The 15,590-nt window shown below is 59.4% G+C and carries 11 protein-coding genes; 1 reads left to right on the top strand and 10 read right to left on the bottom strand.

Translation table 11 applies throughout. The features are described from left to right. Positions 1 to 252 precede the first annotated feature (252 nt). The 6 genes from ACZBJS_RS21580 to ACZBJS_RS21555 all read right to left on the bottom strand — a co-directional run bounded on the left by ACZBJS_RS21580 (position 253) and on the right by ACZBJS_RS21555 (position 8,346). Positions 253 to 1,695 (bottom strand): hypothetical protein, encoded by a 1,443-nt coding sequence (locus ACZBJS_RS21580; protein ID WP_316395471.1) that lies wholly within the window; start codon positions 1,693 to 1,695, stop codon positions 253 to 255. A 366-nt stretch (positions 1,696 to 2,061) separates the two neighbouring features. Next, the gene (locus tag ACZBJS_RS21575) at positions 2,062 to 3,276 is read right to left on the bottom strand and encodes a glycoside hydrolase family 5 protein (RefSeq protein ID WP_316395472.1); all 1,215 of its coding nucleotides are present in this window, start codon (positions 3,274 to 3,276) and stop codon (positions 2,062 to 2,064) included. A 64-nt stretch (positions 3,277 to 3,340) separates the two neighbouring features. Beyond that, on the bottom strand, positions 3,341 to 4,690 hold the full coding sequence (locus ACZBJS_RS21570; RefSeq protein ID WP_229189966.1) for an O-antigen ligase family protein: 1,350 nt from the start codon (positions 4,688 to 4,690) through the stop codon (positions 3,341 to 3,343). 93 nt (positions 4,691 to 4,783) lie between these two features. Then, positions 4,784 to 5,965 carry a glycosyltransferase family 4 protein gene (locus ACZBJS_RS21565; RefSeq protein ID WP_253588582.1) on the bottom strand — a complete coding sequence of 394 codons (1,182 nt, stop codon included), beginning with the start codon at positions 5,963 to 5,965 and terminating at the stop codon, positions 4,784 to 4,786. A 17-nt stretch (positions 5,966 to 5,982) separates the two neighbouring features. Further along, positions 5,983 to 7,116: a radical SAM protein gene (locus ACZBJS_RS21560; protein ID WP_316395473.1), complete on the bottom strand. Its 1,134-nt coding sequence runs from the start codon at positions 7,114 to 7,116 to the stop codon at positions 5,983 to 5,985. Positions 7,117 to 7,125: 9 nt separating this feature from the next. After that, on the bottom strand, positions 7,126 to 8,346 hold the full coding sequence (locus ACZBJS_RS21555) for a glycosyltransferase family 4 protein (RefSeq protein ID WP_316395474.1): 1,221 nt from the start codon (positions 8,344 to 8,346) through the stop codon (positions 7,126 to 7,128). 335 nt (positions 8,347 to 8,681) lie between these two features. On the opposite strand from ACZBJS_RS21555, the gene ACZBJS_RS21550 reads away from it, so the two are divergent. Beyond that, a complete protein-coding gene (locus ACZBJS_RS21550) occupies positions 8,682 to 9,695 on the top strand; it encodes a polysaccharide deacetylase family protein (RefSeq protein ID WP_229157725.1) in 1,014 nt (337 codons plus the stop codon). Positions 9,696 to 9,808: 113 nt separating this feature from the next. Here ACZBJS_RS21550 and ACZBJS_RS21545 read toward each other — a convergent pair whose 3' ends face one another. From ACZBJS_RS21545 to ACZBJS_RS21530, 4 genes are all read right to left on the bottom strand, one after another. After that, a complete protein-coding gene (locus tag ACZBJS_RS21545) occupies positions 9,809 to 10,816 on the bottom strand; it encodes an FkbM family methyltransferase (RefSeq protein ID WP_229189970.1) in 1,008 nt (335 codons plus the stop codon). Between the two features lie 17 nt (positions 10,817 to 10,833). Next, positions 10,834 to 12,258, bottom strand: a complete 1,425-nt coding sequence (locus tag ACZBJS_RS21540; protein ID WP_316395475.1) for an oligosaccharide flippase family protein — start codon at positions 12,256 to 12,258, stop codon at positions 10,834 to 10,836. A 384-nt stretch (positions 12,259 to 12,642) separates the two neighbouring features. Beyond that, positions 12,643 to 13,770 (bottom strand): Wzz/FepE/Etk N-terminal domain-containing protein, encoded by a 1,128-nt coding sequence (locus ACZBJS_RS21535; RefSeq protein WP_316395477.1) that lies wholly within the window; start codon positions 13,768 to 13,770, stop codon positions 12,643 to 12,645. Positions 13,771 to 13,936: 166 nt separating this feature from the next. Next, complete coding sequence (locus tag ACZBJS_RS21530) at positions 13,937 to 15,436, bottom strand: undecaprenyl-phosphate glucose phosphotransferase (RefSeq protein WP_316395478.1); 1,500 nt, start codon at positions 15,434 to 15,436, stop codon at positions 13,937 to 13,939. Positions 15,437 to 15,590: the final 154 nt, after the last annotated feature.

Here is a 15,590-nt window from a genome sequence, read left to right as displayed (position 1 = left end):
GAAAAAAGTTTCAAATCTTGATTTTTGCACCGTTATGTTGCGCGCAAATTTGCCGCATACCCGAAGCTGTTGCGCCAGCACGCATTTTGATCGCTTGGAAACAGATGCGAGCGATGAAGCCAACCGAGACCCCAAGACCCGCGCGTGGCAGTCCCTTCGCCGTTACCGTCCGCGATCGACCGCCCGTTTCCGACTCCCAACACGTTGATGGTACTGCACCCGGGCGCAGAGCCCCCGGGTGCAGTAGCCGGATCAACCCTGAGGTTTGCTCAGGAACGAGTTGTGCGTCCAGCTGTTCGCATTCGACATGGCCGCCGCGATCTGACCAGCGTCGACCCGACCGGAGCTGCCGGCCAGATACTGGTTCAGCAGCGCAAAGCCCTGGCTTGCCTGGGACGCTCGCGCGCCTTGATCGGCCCAACCGGTCGTCTGCGATGCTGTGTTCGCCAGGGTGCTCGTGTCGCCCATCTGCTGCTGCAACTGCGCAAAGCCGTGGTTTGCCCAGCTCCCTGCGTTTCCGCCAGTCCAGCTGGACGGCCGGGGATCCGTCACGCGGATCGTCTGCGGGTCCGACGACATCACTGCGCCGGTGGTCGGATCCATAGCGCTCGCGGTCAGCGTGAGGTTCGCGACCGGATGAGCATTGCCCCTGTAGTACGATGTCAGCGTCAGTCCGCTGTCGACCTGCGCGGACGTCAGGGTGATGTTGTTGCCCCTGAGCGTCGTGCCGTCGCCGGTCGTGATCGTCTCGTATCGCGGCAATCCCATGATACTGAGGGTGAGGTTATCGTTGGGGTCGGTCGTCGTAATGGTCGTCCCCAGGTCGACCTGACCGCCTCTGCCGGCCACCCAGAGCGACTTGTCCGCGACGTCGAGCACCGGTGCGGTCACGCTTGGAGTCGTGGGGGTTGTCGGCGTCGTGGGGTCGGTCGGCGTCGTCGGCTGCGCCGGTATCGTGGGATCGGTCGGCGTCGTCGGCGTTGTCGGCGTCGTGGGCGTCGTCGGCGAAGAGGTGCCCTGCAGCGGAGGCGGCAGATCGCCCTGCAACTGCGCAGAAGTCATCGAGGTGAAGTAAAGGGTCTTGTAGTTCGTCGTCAGTGCGACCCAATCGCTCATCCCGGCACCGGGATTGTTAGAGAAGCCATCGACGTATGCGGCCGTCGAGTTCGACCACCAATCAGCTCCCAGATCGGCAACGAGATGCTCGTTCGGATCAGTGGTCCTCATATCGGCCTGGACATAGACGCCATCGACCGTTCCGGCAGAATAGGTGCCGCGCGAGCCCGGCCAGAAATGGTCGTTGTATCCGCTGAGGGGCGCAGCGCCCATCGCGCTGCCGTCCGCCTGCCTTGTCACGCTCCAGGCAGAGTTCGTGTTTCCGGAAAAGTCAGCGAGAAACTGAGATCCGGCGATCGGGTCCGTCGCCTGATCTTGCACGAGAGACCAGCCGCCAGTTTTCAGATGCACCCACGTCTGGAAGTTCGCGATCTGGACGTTGGCCGGATTAGAATCGTTGCTTGCCCCGGATTGGGGATAGACCTGTCCCCACCCTGTGACGGCGGTGAAATTGGAGGGCGGGGTGCTACCTGTATGGCCGGTGCTCCCGCCGTACCAGGAATAGCTTGTGGGAACGCCAAGCGGAAACCCTTCGCTGTTGCCAGGCGTATTTTGATAGGTGACATCGGTCAGCGCCACTTTAGTTCTCCATTGCAGACCAGATTTAAGGACGAGGAATTCCGCTGCCGCGCATCAGGGATGTGCGACAGATTGCATGCTCGCGACTTCAGTCGCGAACAGATTCCAATGACTTGCAGCCTCGAACCGCGAGGAGATTTCAAGCAGTGGGTTTTTTGGAAGTTGGCCCCCCCGACTGCTGAGCCGGTTGGTTAATAATCAAAAATGGCAAAAAAACTTTCAAAGTGTGATTTATACACACGTATACCTGACCGGCATTTACTCCACATGGGCGATTTTCCGCTGACATTTGCCGCGGTGGTCGGTTTCACGCCATATTTGATTTCTGCAACGTCGCGTCGGCTTCGCCTGGCTCAGCCTACGGTCTCATGGCTTGCGCAGACCGAGCGCTGCCAAGAGCTCTGGGATAAATGCGCCGTTGTCGCTGGTGATGCGAAACGACTCATCAAGGTCGTGAACGCACCAGCCAAATCCGTTGTCCTCGACGGCTTGACGCACCGACTGCAACCACATCGCCCGATCCGATAACGCGGCACCGGTGCGACCGGCGAAGTCGCCAAAACATCCGAACTCACCGCACATGATGCGCTTGCGATCGACCTTGTTCTGGTCGGACCAAGCGGCGACCTCGCCCACTCTGCGACGGATGAACTCGATATCCTGAGGGACATTGAAATATTGATCGGCGCCGCTCATCAGCTGCTGGACAAGGTACTCCTTTCGCAACACGGAGGTTTGCTCATCCGATTTCAACAGACCTATCGCTCGCTCGATCGCCCGAGCGCGGTCGCCGGGTTGCGGGGGAAACTGAAGGCGATGCAAATATTTGCTATAGGATAGATTGACGCCCTGAAGAGTGAATATGAACGGCTCGTAGTAGTGAAAAACGAATATCGTATTCGCGTCGAAGGCCTTTACGTCGATCGAGAGCAGACCATCGATGCTCGCGTAATTCATTCCTGAAAGTAGCAGCGTGTGTTTCGGAGCGGCTGATCGTACTGCGTCGTAAAGATGTTTGAGCTGTTCCGCCCAAGCCGTCTTGGAGCTGAAATCCGACGGCGGCGGCGGTTCATTGAACAGCTCCAACGCGACCGACTTGGGCTCATATCTCGTCTGCAATGCCGCCGCGATGCTCGTCTCGACTTCGACAAGACGCAGGAAATGCGGGCCTGCGAGTCCATCGGTCAACGTCTGAATGTTCCAGTCCTCGTGCTCCGTACTGACGTGAACGTCGAATAACACCTTCATGCCAGCCTGAAGGACGGCGTCGACAGATCGAAGGACAGTTTCGATGCCTGAGGTCAAATCGGCCTTGGACTCGACAGCGAGTAGCGGCGCTGGATCGACACAGATGCGCAGGAAGTCGACTCCGCTGGCAGCGATTCTTTCGAGCCGCTGTTTCGGCATCCAGCTGTCCCAGCCCCTGCGGATGTTCCAGGGCTCACCTTTCTGCCAATGCGCGAAAGGCTGCTGGATGTTTATGCCGCGCAGGCGGTCGTGCGACGACGTGAACGCGACGTCCGACTGGCGATCAAGGGACGGCGCGGCGGTTGGCTGTCCGAAGACCGGCGATCGCGTCACGCCGTACCCAACCGCGCAGGCGGCGGCCCGAAGTGCGTGACGCCGGCTCAATCCAGGTCGAGATCTAGGTGGAACGCCGTTCTTCCGCGACTGCAAGGTTACGTTCTCCAAATGCTGCGCTGGCCGGCGAACCGGCGGTCATCAAAAGCTGGCGGAAGGACCATCCGGGGTTTCGCGCGGTGACCGCTTCCGGCTGAGACAGGATTATGAAAACGGTGACGATCAAATGCGAGAACGCCACTGTTTCCCGGTTGAAGCTTTGATCGAGTAATGCAACCAGCGTCACGCCGACAAAGATGGCAACCCAGAAATGCAGAATTCCGGCTTCCGCTGATTTCTTTCCGAATGTGTTGATGATCCGTCGCCGGTCGGACATTGCAGCCAGCGGAAGGCTGAACCAAAACGCGGCAAAGGAGATCAGGCCTACCATGCCCGTATCGAAGAATATCTCCACGAACTGATTGTGTGCCTGCAGAAGGAACGGACTGTAGATCGGGGTTTGACCGGGGCCATATCCGATCCATGCTCGTTCCAACCCAAGCGTGGACAGATAGTACCAGTGGTGAATGCGCCAATGGACCGAGGTCACCGCGGTTTGCCAGTCCCACACCACATATTCGCCGTTCATGATGTAGTCCGGAACGGTCTTCAGGTCCGAAAACAACTCTCCAAATGGAGACAGCCATAGGAGGATCGCGAATGCTGCCGCGAACGCGGGAAGGAGGCGAGGCCTCTGGATGAAGAGGTATACGCTGAGGGCCACCCCGAGCAGCGCGACGCCGGTCCTTGAAGCAGAAAGGACAAGGGCAACAACAAACAGCAAGTACACCGCGAGGTGAAAGTGCTGAATGGGAAGGCGCATTTTCCGTCGCGACAGCTCGCAAACGAAAAAGGTCAGCACGATCTCCAGGCTGTAGGGTACGGGGTGCGAAGAAAGACCCGCCACCCGTTCAAACTTGTCGTATTGCGTGACGAGCTCTGCATGACCGGTCAGGTATTGACCGAGCCCCACCGCGGAAATGATGAACAACAGCCACATATAAACACGATGGAGGCGCGGGCAAAAATCCGGATGACGATAAAGGGCAGCAAGTAGTGTGACGAACATGATCAGGTGCACGTACCTGAACATCTCGTACAAGGCGGCATACTGGTTGACGATCTTGCCGGCTCCGAAGCCATTGGTGACAAAAGACAGGATGCAAGCGGCAACAAAGACGGACATGGCTATCAAGAGCACGAACAGTCTTTTATGTATCCTGACATGTCGCGCGTGCCAGGCGGCCACAACACCGATCCCGATGACGGTGAGCGACAGGATCATGGAAAAGCTCGTCCCGGACAGACGGTCGAGGCCGTTGGAGATCGATCGAAAGAACGTATAGATGAGGAAATACAGCAAAAGCATATTCATCTTGAACGTCGCTTTGGTTCGATCGGTTTGAGGCGATACCTCAATTGCGGGACGGGAATCGCGCGTTGGCCGATGCGCCGCGTGCGCAGCTCGCTAGGCGGTGCTGGGCGGCGCCGTCCGGGACCGCGCATGAGGACCGCCTCGACGAGGTTCAATCGCCCTGCGATAGCATCCGAGAGTGCGCTCTGCGATCGAGCGCCAGTCTTCCCGTTCGGCCAACCAGTTGCGCGTCTTCTCCCGCAACTCCAACGGCCACGGACTGTGTGCAAACGATGCCAGGCGATCCGCGAGCGCTGATACATCTCCCACATGAAAATAGTGCGCGTCATTCAATCCGATCTCCAGGTGAGCAGGAATGTCACTGGCCACCACGGGCAAACCGAAGCTCAGAGCTTCCAGCAGCGCGATCGGCAAGCCTTCGTGCGAGGATGGCAGAACGAAAATGCCTGCGTGGGCGTATAGCTCCCGCAGTGCGAGCCCGCACTGGAAGCCCGCCATGATGACCCCAGCAGTCGCCCCAGCGCGTGCCGCAAGCATCTCGGTGTAGGCGTCTGGATGCTCGGAGGCGCCGACGAACACGAGCTTCCATCCGGTGAGCCTGGCATCGGCAAAGGCCTGAATCAGGTCGGTGTGCCGCTTCTCCGGCACCAGCCGGCCCACCATCAACACATATCGTCCCGGCGTAAGCCCAAGCTTGTCCAGCACCGAAGTGCTTTTCGGCACGTCGGGCAAGGTGACGCCGTTTGGAATGAGGTCCGAATTCAGGCCGTACTTTTCCCGCACCAGCTTTCGGATGGTCTGGGAGATGACGATGCGGCCGTCGGAAAATCGCATGCCCCAGGCCTCGCCGGCGCGCAGGGCCATCCTGGCCAATCGGCCCCACTTCTCCCGTTCGTAATCCGGGCCGTGGTGCGTCACCACAACATGCAGTCCCAGCAAGCGCGCGAGTGGCGCCATCAGGGCCGGTCCGATGGCCTGGATGTGCAGCACGTCCGGCCGCTGCCATGCAGCGACAAGCACCCCGAGGAACGAATGGACGATTGTCTCAAGACCCGAGGTCTTCGGACACCATACCCGCTGGTAGCGTACGCCGTGCCACTCGTCGCCGCGATCAGGCGGCATATAGGAGGAGCGAACGATTACCTCGACATCGCAGCCCAGTTCCTTGAGATGGGGGCACAGGTGCTCCGCGTGAACTTCCACTCCTCCCTGCACATTGGGAAATCCACGCAAGCCAAGCATGATCACCCGCAGTACCAGATGATCCGCACTCACTGCACCCTCCTGTCGAATTAGTTATTGATAAATTCCTTGAGTGGATATCGGGCGTCGGCCGTGTCTCTCCCGCGCACCAACCGTGCCTTTTGCTTTTCGTTGAGGAATGACGTTCGCTGGACGCGCGGAGTAGGCGCGACGTTGGAATAATCAACGTATTGATCGAAACAGATCGGTCGGCCGAGCTCGACCTTTAGCTTGTTCTTCAGCACCCAGATGAGCGGCCCCATCTTCGGTGCCTGCGGAATCAGCGTTGAGCGCATTGCCGTGCGCGCGGTCGTCACCATCCAGCAGTTCTGTTGGCAAGCGTGAACCTTGGCGACGGAGTTCCTGGCCGTGTCACTGGCCATGATCTCGCTCCAGGACTGGCGCGCCAAATTACCCAGCGGCAGGTCCGACCGCACGTTGCAGGCCCACACATCGGACCATGGGTCGATGAATGCGAAATCCGTCCCCGCGCTGCAGCGGATCAACCGTGGGTGGCCGAGGATCTTTTCGATCAAGCCCAGATTCAGGTAGGCGCGAAACCAGTTCTTCGGCTTGTTGCTCTTGAGCATCGCAGTGATAAGCCCTTCGACTTGCCGGGCCACCGCGACGCGTTCATAGAAATAATTGTCGTTCTTGTAGAATTGCCACGCGTTGTGCAGCGTCGATGTCGCAAGTTCGAACCCCATCGAACGCGCCAGTTCATAGGTTCGAACGAGCTGCGCCACATTCTCATCCTGGATGACGAAGGCGAATCCAAGGTCTTGCCCACCTGCCTCCTGCAGCATGCGAAGTCCGGCGACCTTCGTGGCGTAGCCGTCCTTCTCGCCGCGGATGCAGTCGCTGGTGGTCGCGTCACCCTCGAGGCTGAAACGAACCTTGATCTTCGGGTGCTTCTTGACGATGGGCAGGAGACGCTCGGGATGCAGGCCGTTCGAGCTGATCTCTATGATCCGGGCCTTTGGGTGAAGCAGGTCCACCATCTCGGCCAGATCCTTCCGCAGGGTCGGCTCTCCGCCGGAGATATTGAGATTATCGAACCCCGCAGGAAGTTTCGCCAGGGTCTCGAGCGTGACCTCTTCCTTTGGATCGGTCGGATTTTTCCAGATGTAACACATCTGGCATCTCGAGTTGCAACGAAACGTGGAGATTACGGTGAGGTCCATTTGCAATCCTCAATGCGATGAATGCCGCTCGCTCACCAGTGATCGGTAGACGGCCATCAGCTCGGTGTTATGCTTCTCGAGGGAGAAGTCCGCTTCGACGCGACTTCTTCCTGCTGCTCCCATGCCTGCACGGCGTGAGGCGTCGTTCATCAGGCAGTCGACGTGCTGACGAAGCTCGTCCGTATTGCCGGGCTCAAACAAAAGCCCCGTCACTTGATCGTCCACGAGCTCCGGAATGCCGCCGACGCGGGTCGCTATGACCGCCTTGCCATAGGCCATCGCCTCCAGCACCGACATCGGACAGTTCTCGCACCACTCCGAAGGCACAACCACCACGGAAGCCTCGGCGATCGTCTCGTTTAAAGTCTTGCCGGATAGCTGGCCCGCGAAACGCACATTCCGGGTGAATTGCGTCTTCAAACTATCCGCCAGCGGGCCGGAGCCTGCGATGACGAGAGGCCACCGGCAGTCCGCTGCTTCGTGGGCGCGCAACAGCGTCTCCGCACCTTTTCCCGGCGCGAGCCGGCCGCAATAAAGCACGTATCCCTTGTCCCGATCGCTCGCCGAAATGCCGCTGACATCCACGCCGTTGTAGAGCACCTGTACCCGGTCCGCGGCGAACCGAGGCAACACCGACTCCCGCATGAACTGGCTCGGCGCCAGGAAGCGATCCACCTTCTCGTAGCTGCCAAACCAGCGCTGAATGACCGCTTCCATGTAAAGCGTGGCGCTCTGTGCGATCGAGCCGTCAGCGCAACGGTGCATCAGCACATGATGGAAATCGCCTGAGAGACACGATGAACACAATTGGTCCTCTCGCATGCGGGTGTGCACCGGACACACGGGCTTCGAATCGTGCAGTGTGAGCACGACCGGAATCCCGCGCGACTTGGCGACGCCGACAATCGACGGGGTCAGCTGATGATAGATGTTGTGGCAATGCATCAGGTCTGGCCGAGTCTCCTCGATCAGGGATGCGAGTTTGCTCACGGCTTCGCGTGAGTGAATCAATGACAGCGCGCTCTTGATCTTGGCGAGATGGCCGCCGGTCCGGTATTCCTGGCGAGACACGAAGTGATTTGCATAGCGGGATTCGATGTTCCGCTCGTGCTGCATCGCGAAGTCAATGACGTCCGCCCCGCTGCTCGTCAGGAACATTCTTTCCTGAAGCAGCACTGCCTCCGCGCCACCGTTGTTGAACAGAAACTTATTGGCGAGCAGTACTTTCATTGAGGCCCTCGACACGCGCATCACGAAGGCCGGCATCACCAGTGGCCGGTGCACTCTGTGTCTGACGAAAAGCTACCGTGAAAGCAGTTCGATGCAGGCGGCGCATTCAGAGTGGAGGCGATGAAATCTGGGGTACCCAGTAGTGAGTACCAGCGCCGTGGTTGCCAGAGCGGCGCGGTTTGTCGATAAATGGAGGGGTGTTTCCCATCGGAAACACTGCTGTGTTCACGAGGGCTATTTGAGATGAGCATGGGCAGATCGCGCACGCAATCACATGAGCACCGACGACGCTTGGTCGGCTTGCGCGCAATCAACCTGTCCGGTGGTGATTTCGCGTGAAGCGACTACTCAGCCGAACGATATTCCATGCGGCAAGTTGGGCGGGACTTGCGCCTGCTTTGCGCATGGCATTTGCCGGCAGGGCCACTATCCTGATGTTCCACGAGATTCAGCCGGATTGGCGCTCGGAGCTGAAGACCGGTGCATCGCCTGATTTCTTTGAATACACCCTGAAGTGGCTGCGCCAGCAGGGATGGGAGATTGTCAGTCTCGATGCATGTCTCGAGCGGCTGGCGGTGGATCCTGAACCCCGCCGCTATGCGGTGCTTACCTTCGACGACGGCTACAAGGACAACGTCACGACGGCATTGCCGATCCTTGAGCGAAATAACGCGCCCTTCACCGTATATGTTCCAACGGGTGCGGTGAAGCGAACGCTGCAACCGTGGTGGCTGGGCTTGCGCGACCTGTTTCGCTCGAGAGACAGTCTTGCGATCGACGCAATGAACATGCGATTCAGCTGTCGCGATTTTGACGAGAAAGCATCGGCCCTGGAGAAGGTGAGCAACTGGGTCCATGAAGATTACCAACGAGTCGAGATGCTCGCCCCTACGTTCAGCAAGGCCGATCTGTCGCTGGAGGCCTTGAACGACGCCTATTTCATCAACGAGCGGGAGCTTCAGCTCCTGGCACGACACCCCCTGGCTACGATTGGCGGGCATACGGAATCGCATCCAGCGCTCGCGTACCTGAATGCAGCTTCAGCGCGCGCCGAAATGGCGGGTAATCGCACCTATCTGGAGAGACTGCTTCAGCGCCCGGTTCGGCACGTCGCTTTTCCCTACGGCAACTCCAGGGCATGCGGTGATCGAGAACAACATCTCGCGGTGGAGGTCGGTTTTTCGACCGCAGTCACAACCCGGCATGGACAGATATCTGATCGGAAGCTGAATCCTTTTGGGCTCCCCCGCATCGCGGTCGGAGGTCCTTCCGACGGGAGAATTCCGTTCGAGGGGCGAATGAATGGCGTCCAGTCGGCGGTCCAGATGCTGTTCGGTCGCGGCGACTGATATCGTGCATTCCGATCGCGTCGAAGAGTTGAGGGCACGCGAATTCCGGCTCGGGCGCGCGAACTAGGTTGAGCCGCCGGCGATCTCGTGCCCAGGATCGGCGCCCGACACGATCAGGCCTGACTGGCGATTCCTGATATCCAGCGGTGGAAGCCGGATCCGGGTGGGCAGGTCGCGAAATTGTAGCCGATTTTGGGGTTCACCTTCAGGCGATCCAGTGTGCCGAGGTCACTGACCTTCGTGATTGACCCGTCTGCAGCAAGAGCAAACACCGGAAGTCCAAGTGCCTCGAACACATACCTCGTGGTCGCGTGGCTGCGATCCTGGCCATGATCTTCGTAGATGATCAGCGTGTCGCGCTTCAGAGCCTGCCGAGCGCCCTTCAGGGCCGCAACCTCCTGGCCCTCGACGTCGAGCTTGATGACGAGCCGATCGCTGTCGGTCAGCTGCTGGTCCCTTGCCAACGCATCGATCGTTATCGACATGACGGGTTCGGTGTGTGACGGACGGCTGCTCTGCGACGTTACGATGTGCCGGGCCGAATGAGGTCCGTCGTCGGAGAAGAACAGGCTGCGCCCGTCGTACTCGAACAATGCCCTTCGGCAGATCTCGAAGCGTTGATCATTCGCGTCACGGTTCTGCTCGAGAATTGCAAGCGTCTCCCGTGAAGCCTCGACGGCAATCGCGCGCTTGCGACCCAGCATTTCCGACGTGACGAGAACGGACCAGTATCCGATGTTTGCACCGCAATCGAAGAACGTATAGTCGGTATCCTTCAGCCGCAGCAGAAGCGTCGCTATGTCCGGCTCGTAGGTCATGCCGGGCTGGCCGATGAAGAACGCATTCCAATAGACGTCGTTCAGCTCGAAGTACAAGCGGCTACCGTCGGCGAAATGGACGCAAGACAGCTGGGAATGCAGAAGCGGCTTGACCGCCCGCATGGCAAGTCCCATACCGCGCCCGGTACTCCGCGCAACAACGGTGTGCAGAAGCCTCACCAGCCCCATGGAAAGCCGGCTTCCTGACACCTCGTAATCGAATGTAGACCGGCCCATCAGGTACCGCCTCCCGCGCGTAAATCCAATTGCAGCAGTCGCGTCCTCGGATGACAGCGAACGCATTCAACTATCTCCCCAATTCATGTACGTGTGTCCCGACTGCCGCGAGCAGGCTGCAGGTCAAGAATGGTGCCGCTGGCTTCTGGCCGTATTGCCTCGCTACGCGGTTCGGATACTCCTCGGCTCGTTGCGCGCCTAGCCAACGCGCGGAGCGCCGTGGTGGCGGTGATATCGATCCCTTCCGCCGAATAAATGTAGGCCGCAGTCCACACCCTGGTCGCGATGCCCGCGCAGGAGCCAGCAACCGCTGCTCCTATCGTCCCGAAGGCCCAAGTCGCACCGACCATGGCCAGGATTCCCGATACCCAAGTGATCACCACGATGTGCATCGCGGCGCGCTGATGGCCTGTCATATTCAGGGCGATGGGGCCGATCCCGAAATATGTCGACACCAGCATGCCGGTTGCCAGGACCATCAGGACGCCGTAGGCGCGGGTGAAAGTCGCTCCGAACGCCATCAACGCGAGGTCGCCGCCAAGCGCCAACGTCGCAACGCAGCCGAGCACAGCGACAAACGCAGCCAATGACGCTCCCGACGTGACGCGCGTGATTTCCGCATGACGATTCTCATCGAACAGACGTGCGATGAGGGGCGCCGCGGGAATACAAAAGGTCGCCAGGAAGAAATCAAGAAGGAGCGCGATCCGGCTGGCAGCGTAGTAATATCCTCCGGCTTCCGGGCCGACCATGACCGAGATGACGACGAGGTCGACTGTGCCGCCCATGATACTCGTGACGCTGGTTACCCAGAACGGTCCCGACGTGGAAAGGATGTCGCGAAGCCGGTCATTCGATCGCCCCACCGCCATGGTGAATACCTTACGCCCCTCCGCGAGATGCCGCAGGTAGATGTTCTGGGCGGCGATCAACACGATCAGGATTCCAGTCGCAATCAGCAGAACGTCTTCAGCCGGCAGCGGATGGCCAGACGTCGCGAAGAGAACGGCGCCCAACAATATGATGAGAAATCTCCACAGCACATCCTTCGACACGAGTGCGAGATTGACGGAGCCGAGCGCGCGCCCCAGCGAGCTCTGCATTTCGATTAAGGACAACGGCAATATCAGGAGCACGCTCATGGCATATTGCCAGCCTCCGAATATTCCGTCGCGGCCGTGAGCGGCGACGAACGGAAGGAGGGCGAGTACGGCCACGGCAACGCTGCCCAGACATGCCACGCGAACCCGCTTCGCGACAATCGAGCCGATCTCCGGGTAGTTTTTCCGGGCGGCGATGCTTGGTATTTCCCGCAACACGCGAAATTGCTGACCGATGAGGCCGACCGTGGAGGCGACGAGCGCGAACGTCATCAACGACATGAGCGCACCGTATTCCTCTATGTTCATCATCCGCGCAAAACTTACGCCGAAGAGGAGGGAGACGACGGCGCCCGAGCATCGGTATGCCAAGGCCAGCCATGACTGCCGGAAGACATTGCTGAACATGGTCGCCGGTCCGGACGGTCGAGTAAAGCTCGTCATTGCTCAAGCCAACGTTGGTGGACGCCACGCGGCGCCCAGTAATTGTGATCGAGCTCTTGCCCGGAATTCCCGGTTCGGCGCACCTCGTGGGCGGAGGAGCGGACTGCGCGGAGGCTGAGCGTTCAAATGTTACACATTGTCAAATCGGCACATTGTCGCAGGGTCGAATATAACCCCACGGCTGCGGAGAGCGTCCGGCCCTTCTGGATTACCCACTCCGGTGGCCGTAACGAGAAACATGCTGCCTTCGTCGCGATGAAGGCGGTTCGCCGACGAGCATTGTTCGACGGGTGATGTCCGGGGCGTTTCAATCGAGCTTGCGGTATCGCGATAAGCCAATTCATGCGACTATAAGTCAGGATTGGCCTCCTTGTAGGTGTGTTGTTTCTCGACCTTGAACGAACCATCGAAATGGGTCTTCACGCCGTTCGCCTTGAGTCCCTGGACGACTGCAGTTCCTCCGGATGCGGTGGCTGCAGACCTGCGCGCGGGCGCGCGTTCCCGGTCCGACCTCTCGCGCAGCAATCCTATTCCAATCCCCAGTAGCATGCCGCCGAGGATCGCTGATCCAAGTATCAAACGGGCGTTTGGCGAACTGGCCGTGTAGGGATGAGACACTCCGGTGAGCAGACGAGCCTCGAACACCGGCGCGGATTGCTGCTGCATGGCGTCCATGTAGCGCAACATCCGCAGGAAATTGTCATACGTTCTGGTGGCGGCGTCCGCCGTGGCTTCCAGTTCGCGGAGTTCGTCTTGCGCCGTTCCGGTCGACTGCGACGAGGGTGGACCTGCCCCGGTGGTGTTCGCAGGAGCCGCGATGCCATTCCTGGGCCTGTTGTAATCCGCTACGGCCTTTTTGGCAGTCGACGCCTGGTTGCTCAATTCGTTGACACGTTCCTTGACCCATTTCTCGTTTTGCAGACCCCATTTGTATTTCGCGTCCATTTGCGTCGTGATGTAGGTCTCTACGACGGTGTCCAGGACCTGCGCGGCCCGATCGGGGTCGGCGGAGCTGAAGGCGAGATCGACTATGTAGGTGAGACCGGCGCGCTTCACCGAGAGCTTGCGCGCGAATGCTTCCATCGCATCACGCGTGACGACGTCCGTGTCCTGCCTGCTCCAGCCGAGCAACCGGGATGTCGACCGACTGAGGTGGTGCAGGGCGCCGCCGGAGAATTCCCGGTCTCCCGCCAAACCGAGCTTCGCGATCGCTGCGCGAGCGACGCTCTCCGACTTCAAGATTGCGACCTGACTTTCGACGGCTGTCGTTGCCGAGGCCGTGTCGTTGGAAGAAGTCGTCTTGGCGTCGACGATGAGTTGCGCGGTTGCCGTAAACGTCGGAACTGCGACAACGAGATAGAGCAAGCCGGCGCCAAACATCAAGGAACACGTCAGCAGTATGATCGAGAGGCGGCGGCGCAAGAAGGCGAGACCCTCCGCCACGAATTCGGCCGGCGAACCAAATTCAGGCGGCATCGTGTCCTGAGGTGCCGAATTGTCAGTTCTGTGAGTTTGCAGCATTGTCTCGAACCTGCAGTTACTGGTGGCCTACCGAAGCCTCCGCCGATCAAACGGGAACGGGATCGACTGCAATGCCCTTGCGATCTTGCTGTACGGACTGCATGCAGCAATCGTCATCGCGCTAGAAGGCATTCCAATAGACCTTTCTGGAGAAGAGGGTCATGACGATGATCTTGAGATCGAGAAGGAATGACCAATTGTCGATGTAATACAGGTCATGCTCGACACGACGTTGCATTTTCTCCAGGGTGTCGGTTTCGCCACGATAGCCGTTGACCTGTGCCCAGCCGGTAATGCCGGGCTTGACGTTGTGGCGGCGGGAAAATGACGAAATCATCCGGGCGAAGCTCTCGTTCTGCGAGGTCGCGTGCGGACGAGGCCCGACGAGTGACATATCGCCGACCAGCACGTTGAAGAGCTGTGGAAGCTCATCGATATTGGTGTGGCGCATGAAGCGTCCCAACCGGGTCACGCGTGGATCGTGTCTGGTCACCTGCTTGAAATTGTCGCCGTCCTCCGTCACGGTCATCGATCTGAATTTCAACACGCGAATAGTCTCGTTGTTGTAGCCGTGCCGCGTCTGACGAAATAGCACCGGCCCGGGGGAATCGAGCTTGATTGCGATTGGAATGATGACGAAGAGGGGACTGATGATGACAAGTCCGGCAATTGCGGCCGCGATGTCGAAGGCTCGTTTGATCGCCCGGTGGAACGGCGTCAGGGGAGACTGGAAGATGCGCATCGTCACCATGTTGCCGAATTGCGTGATGCGCGACACGGCCATGAGGTCGATTGCACCGACCGGGACGACGTGAACGTCGACCGGGAGCTCTGACAGGGCGCCGGCGAGCGCGAGGGCCGCCCGAACATCCGACTCCGAAGTCAGAATGACAATGTCATCCGCTCGCAGGGGCCGGCACTCTGCGATCAGTTCGCGGACATGGGATAGCACTTCGACCGCCCCGAAGTGCTCCGATGCCGAAGAGCCCTTGCGAAAGGTCGGCAACTCGAACGAGCGAATGGTCCGGATTCCGGTGGCGCTTACTCGTGCGGAAAAATCCAGGCAGTGGCTCGGTTCACCTATGAGGATGACGCGCCTGGCGTCGATCAGTCCGGATGCGATGGCAGGCTGCAGCAACGAGAAGCATATTGCCCGCGCGAAGAGCACCATGACGATAACGCTTGCCGCCTGGGCCATCACGGTCGCGCGCGAGTAGCCGTCCGAGATCTTGAGAAGAAATATCGTTGAGATGAAGAAGGAGAATACGAAGAAGACGGCGCTGACGCCGCTCCATAGGAAGATGTGGCGGGGCTGCGTCTGGATCCGCGAATACTGCCGGAGCCCAACGGATACGAGCAGTTGCAACGTGGCAATCAGAAGAGATTCCAGGATGTATTTGGGAGTGTCCGGATAGTCGAGCGCAAGGACCAGCCGATAATAGAGGACGGCAGCGGCAAAAGCCCCAACGGCTACGAGGAGGAACTCGGCGCCTGCCGCCAGCACCAGCAAGGCGGCCAATCTGTTCTTGCCAAGGTCAGCCGCAATCGCCTTGCGGCCAGTGACCGAATGCGCCGAACGCTCGGTAGGGGCCGGCGAATTGGTGAAAAACGCATAACTCACCGGTTACTCCCAAGCAGTCCGTCACGCAGTCCGTCCCCCTGACAAAAACATAGCATTCGGGTCAGGAGGCGGATTGGCAATAAATGGGTAGCCGGGAGTAACTACGATGGTCAGTTGAGCCGAGGCGCTGCGGGATTAGATTGTCGATCAATCC

Source organism: Bradyrhizobium sp. KZN70725 (genome assembly GCF_055264925.1).
This window is presented reverse-complemented; position numbering and strand designations above follow the sequence as displayed.

Bases quoted from the DNA above. Each gene is read 5' to 3' on its own strand.
- ACZBJS_RS21570 (WP_229189966.1), bottom strand. From the start codon at position 4,690: ATGAATATGCTTTTGCTGTATTTCCTCATCTATACGTTCTTTCGATCG.
- ACZBJS_RS21535 (WP_316395477.1), bottom strand. From the start codon at position 13,770: ATGCCGCCTGAATTTGGTTCGCCGGCCGAATTCGTGGCGGAGGGTCTC.
- ACZBJS_RS21545 (WP_229189970.1), bottom strand. From the start codon at position 10,816: ATGCGTTCGCTGTCATCCGAGGACGCGACTGCTGCAATTGGATTTACG.
- ACZBJS_RS21540 (WP_316395475.1), bottom strand. From the start codon at position 12,258: ATGTTCAGCAATGTCTTCCGGCAGTCATGGCTGGCCTTGGCATACCGA.
- ACZBJS_RS21555 (WP_316395474.1), bottom strand. From the start codon at position 8,346: ATGAAAGTACTGCTCGCCAATAAGTTTCTGTTCAACAACGGTGGCGCG.
- ACZBJS_RS21560 (WP_316395473.1), bottom strand. From the start codon at position 7,116: ATGGACCTCACCGTAATCTCCACGTTTCGTTGCAACTCGAGATGCCAG.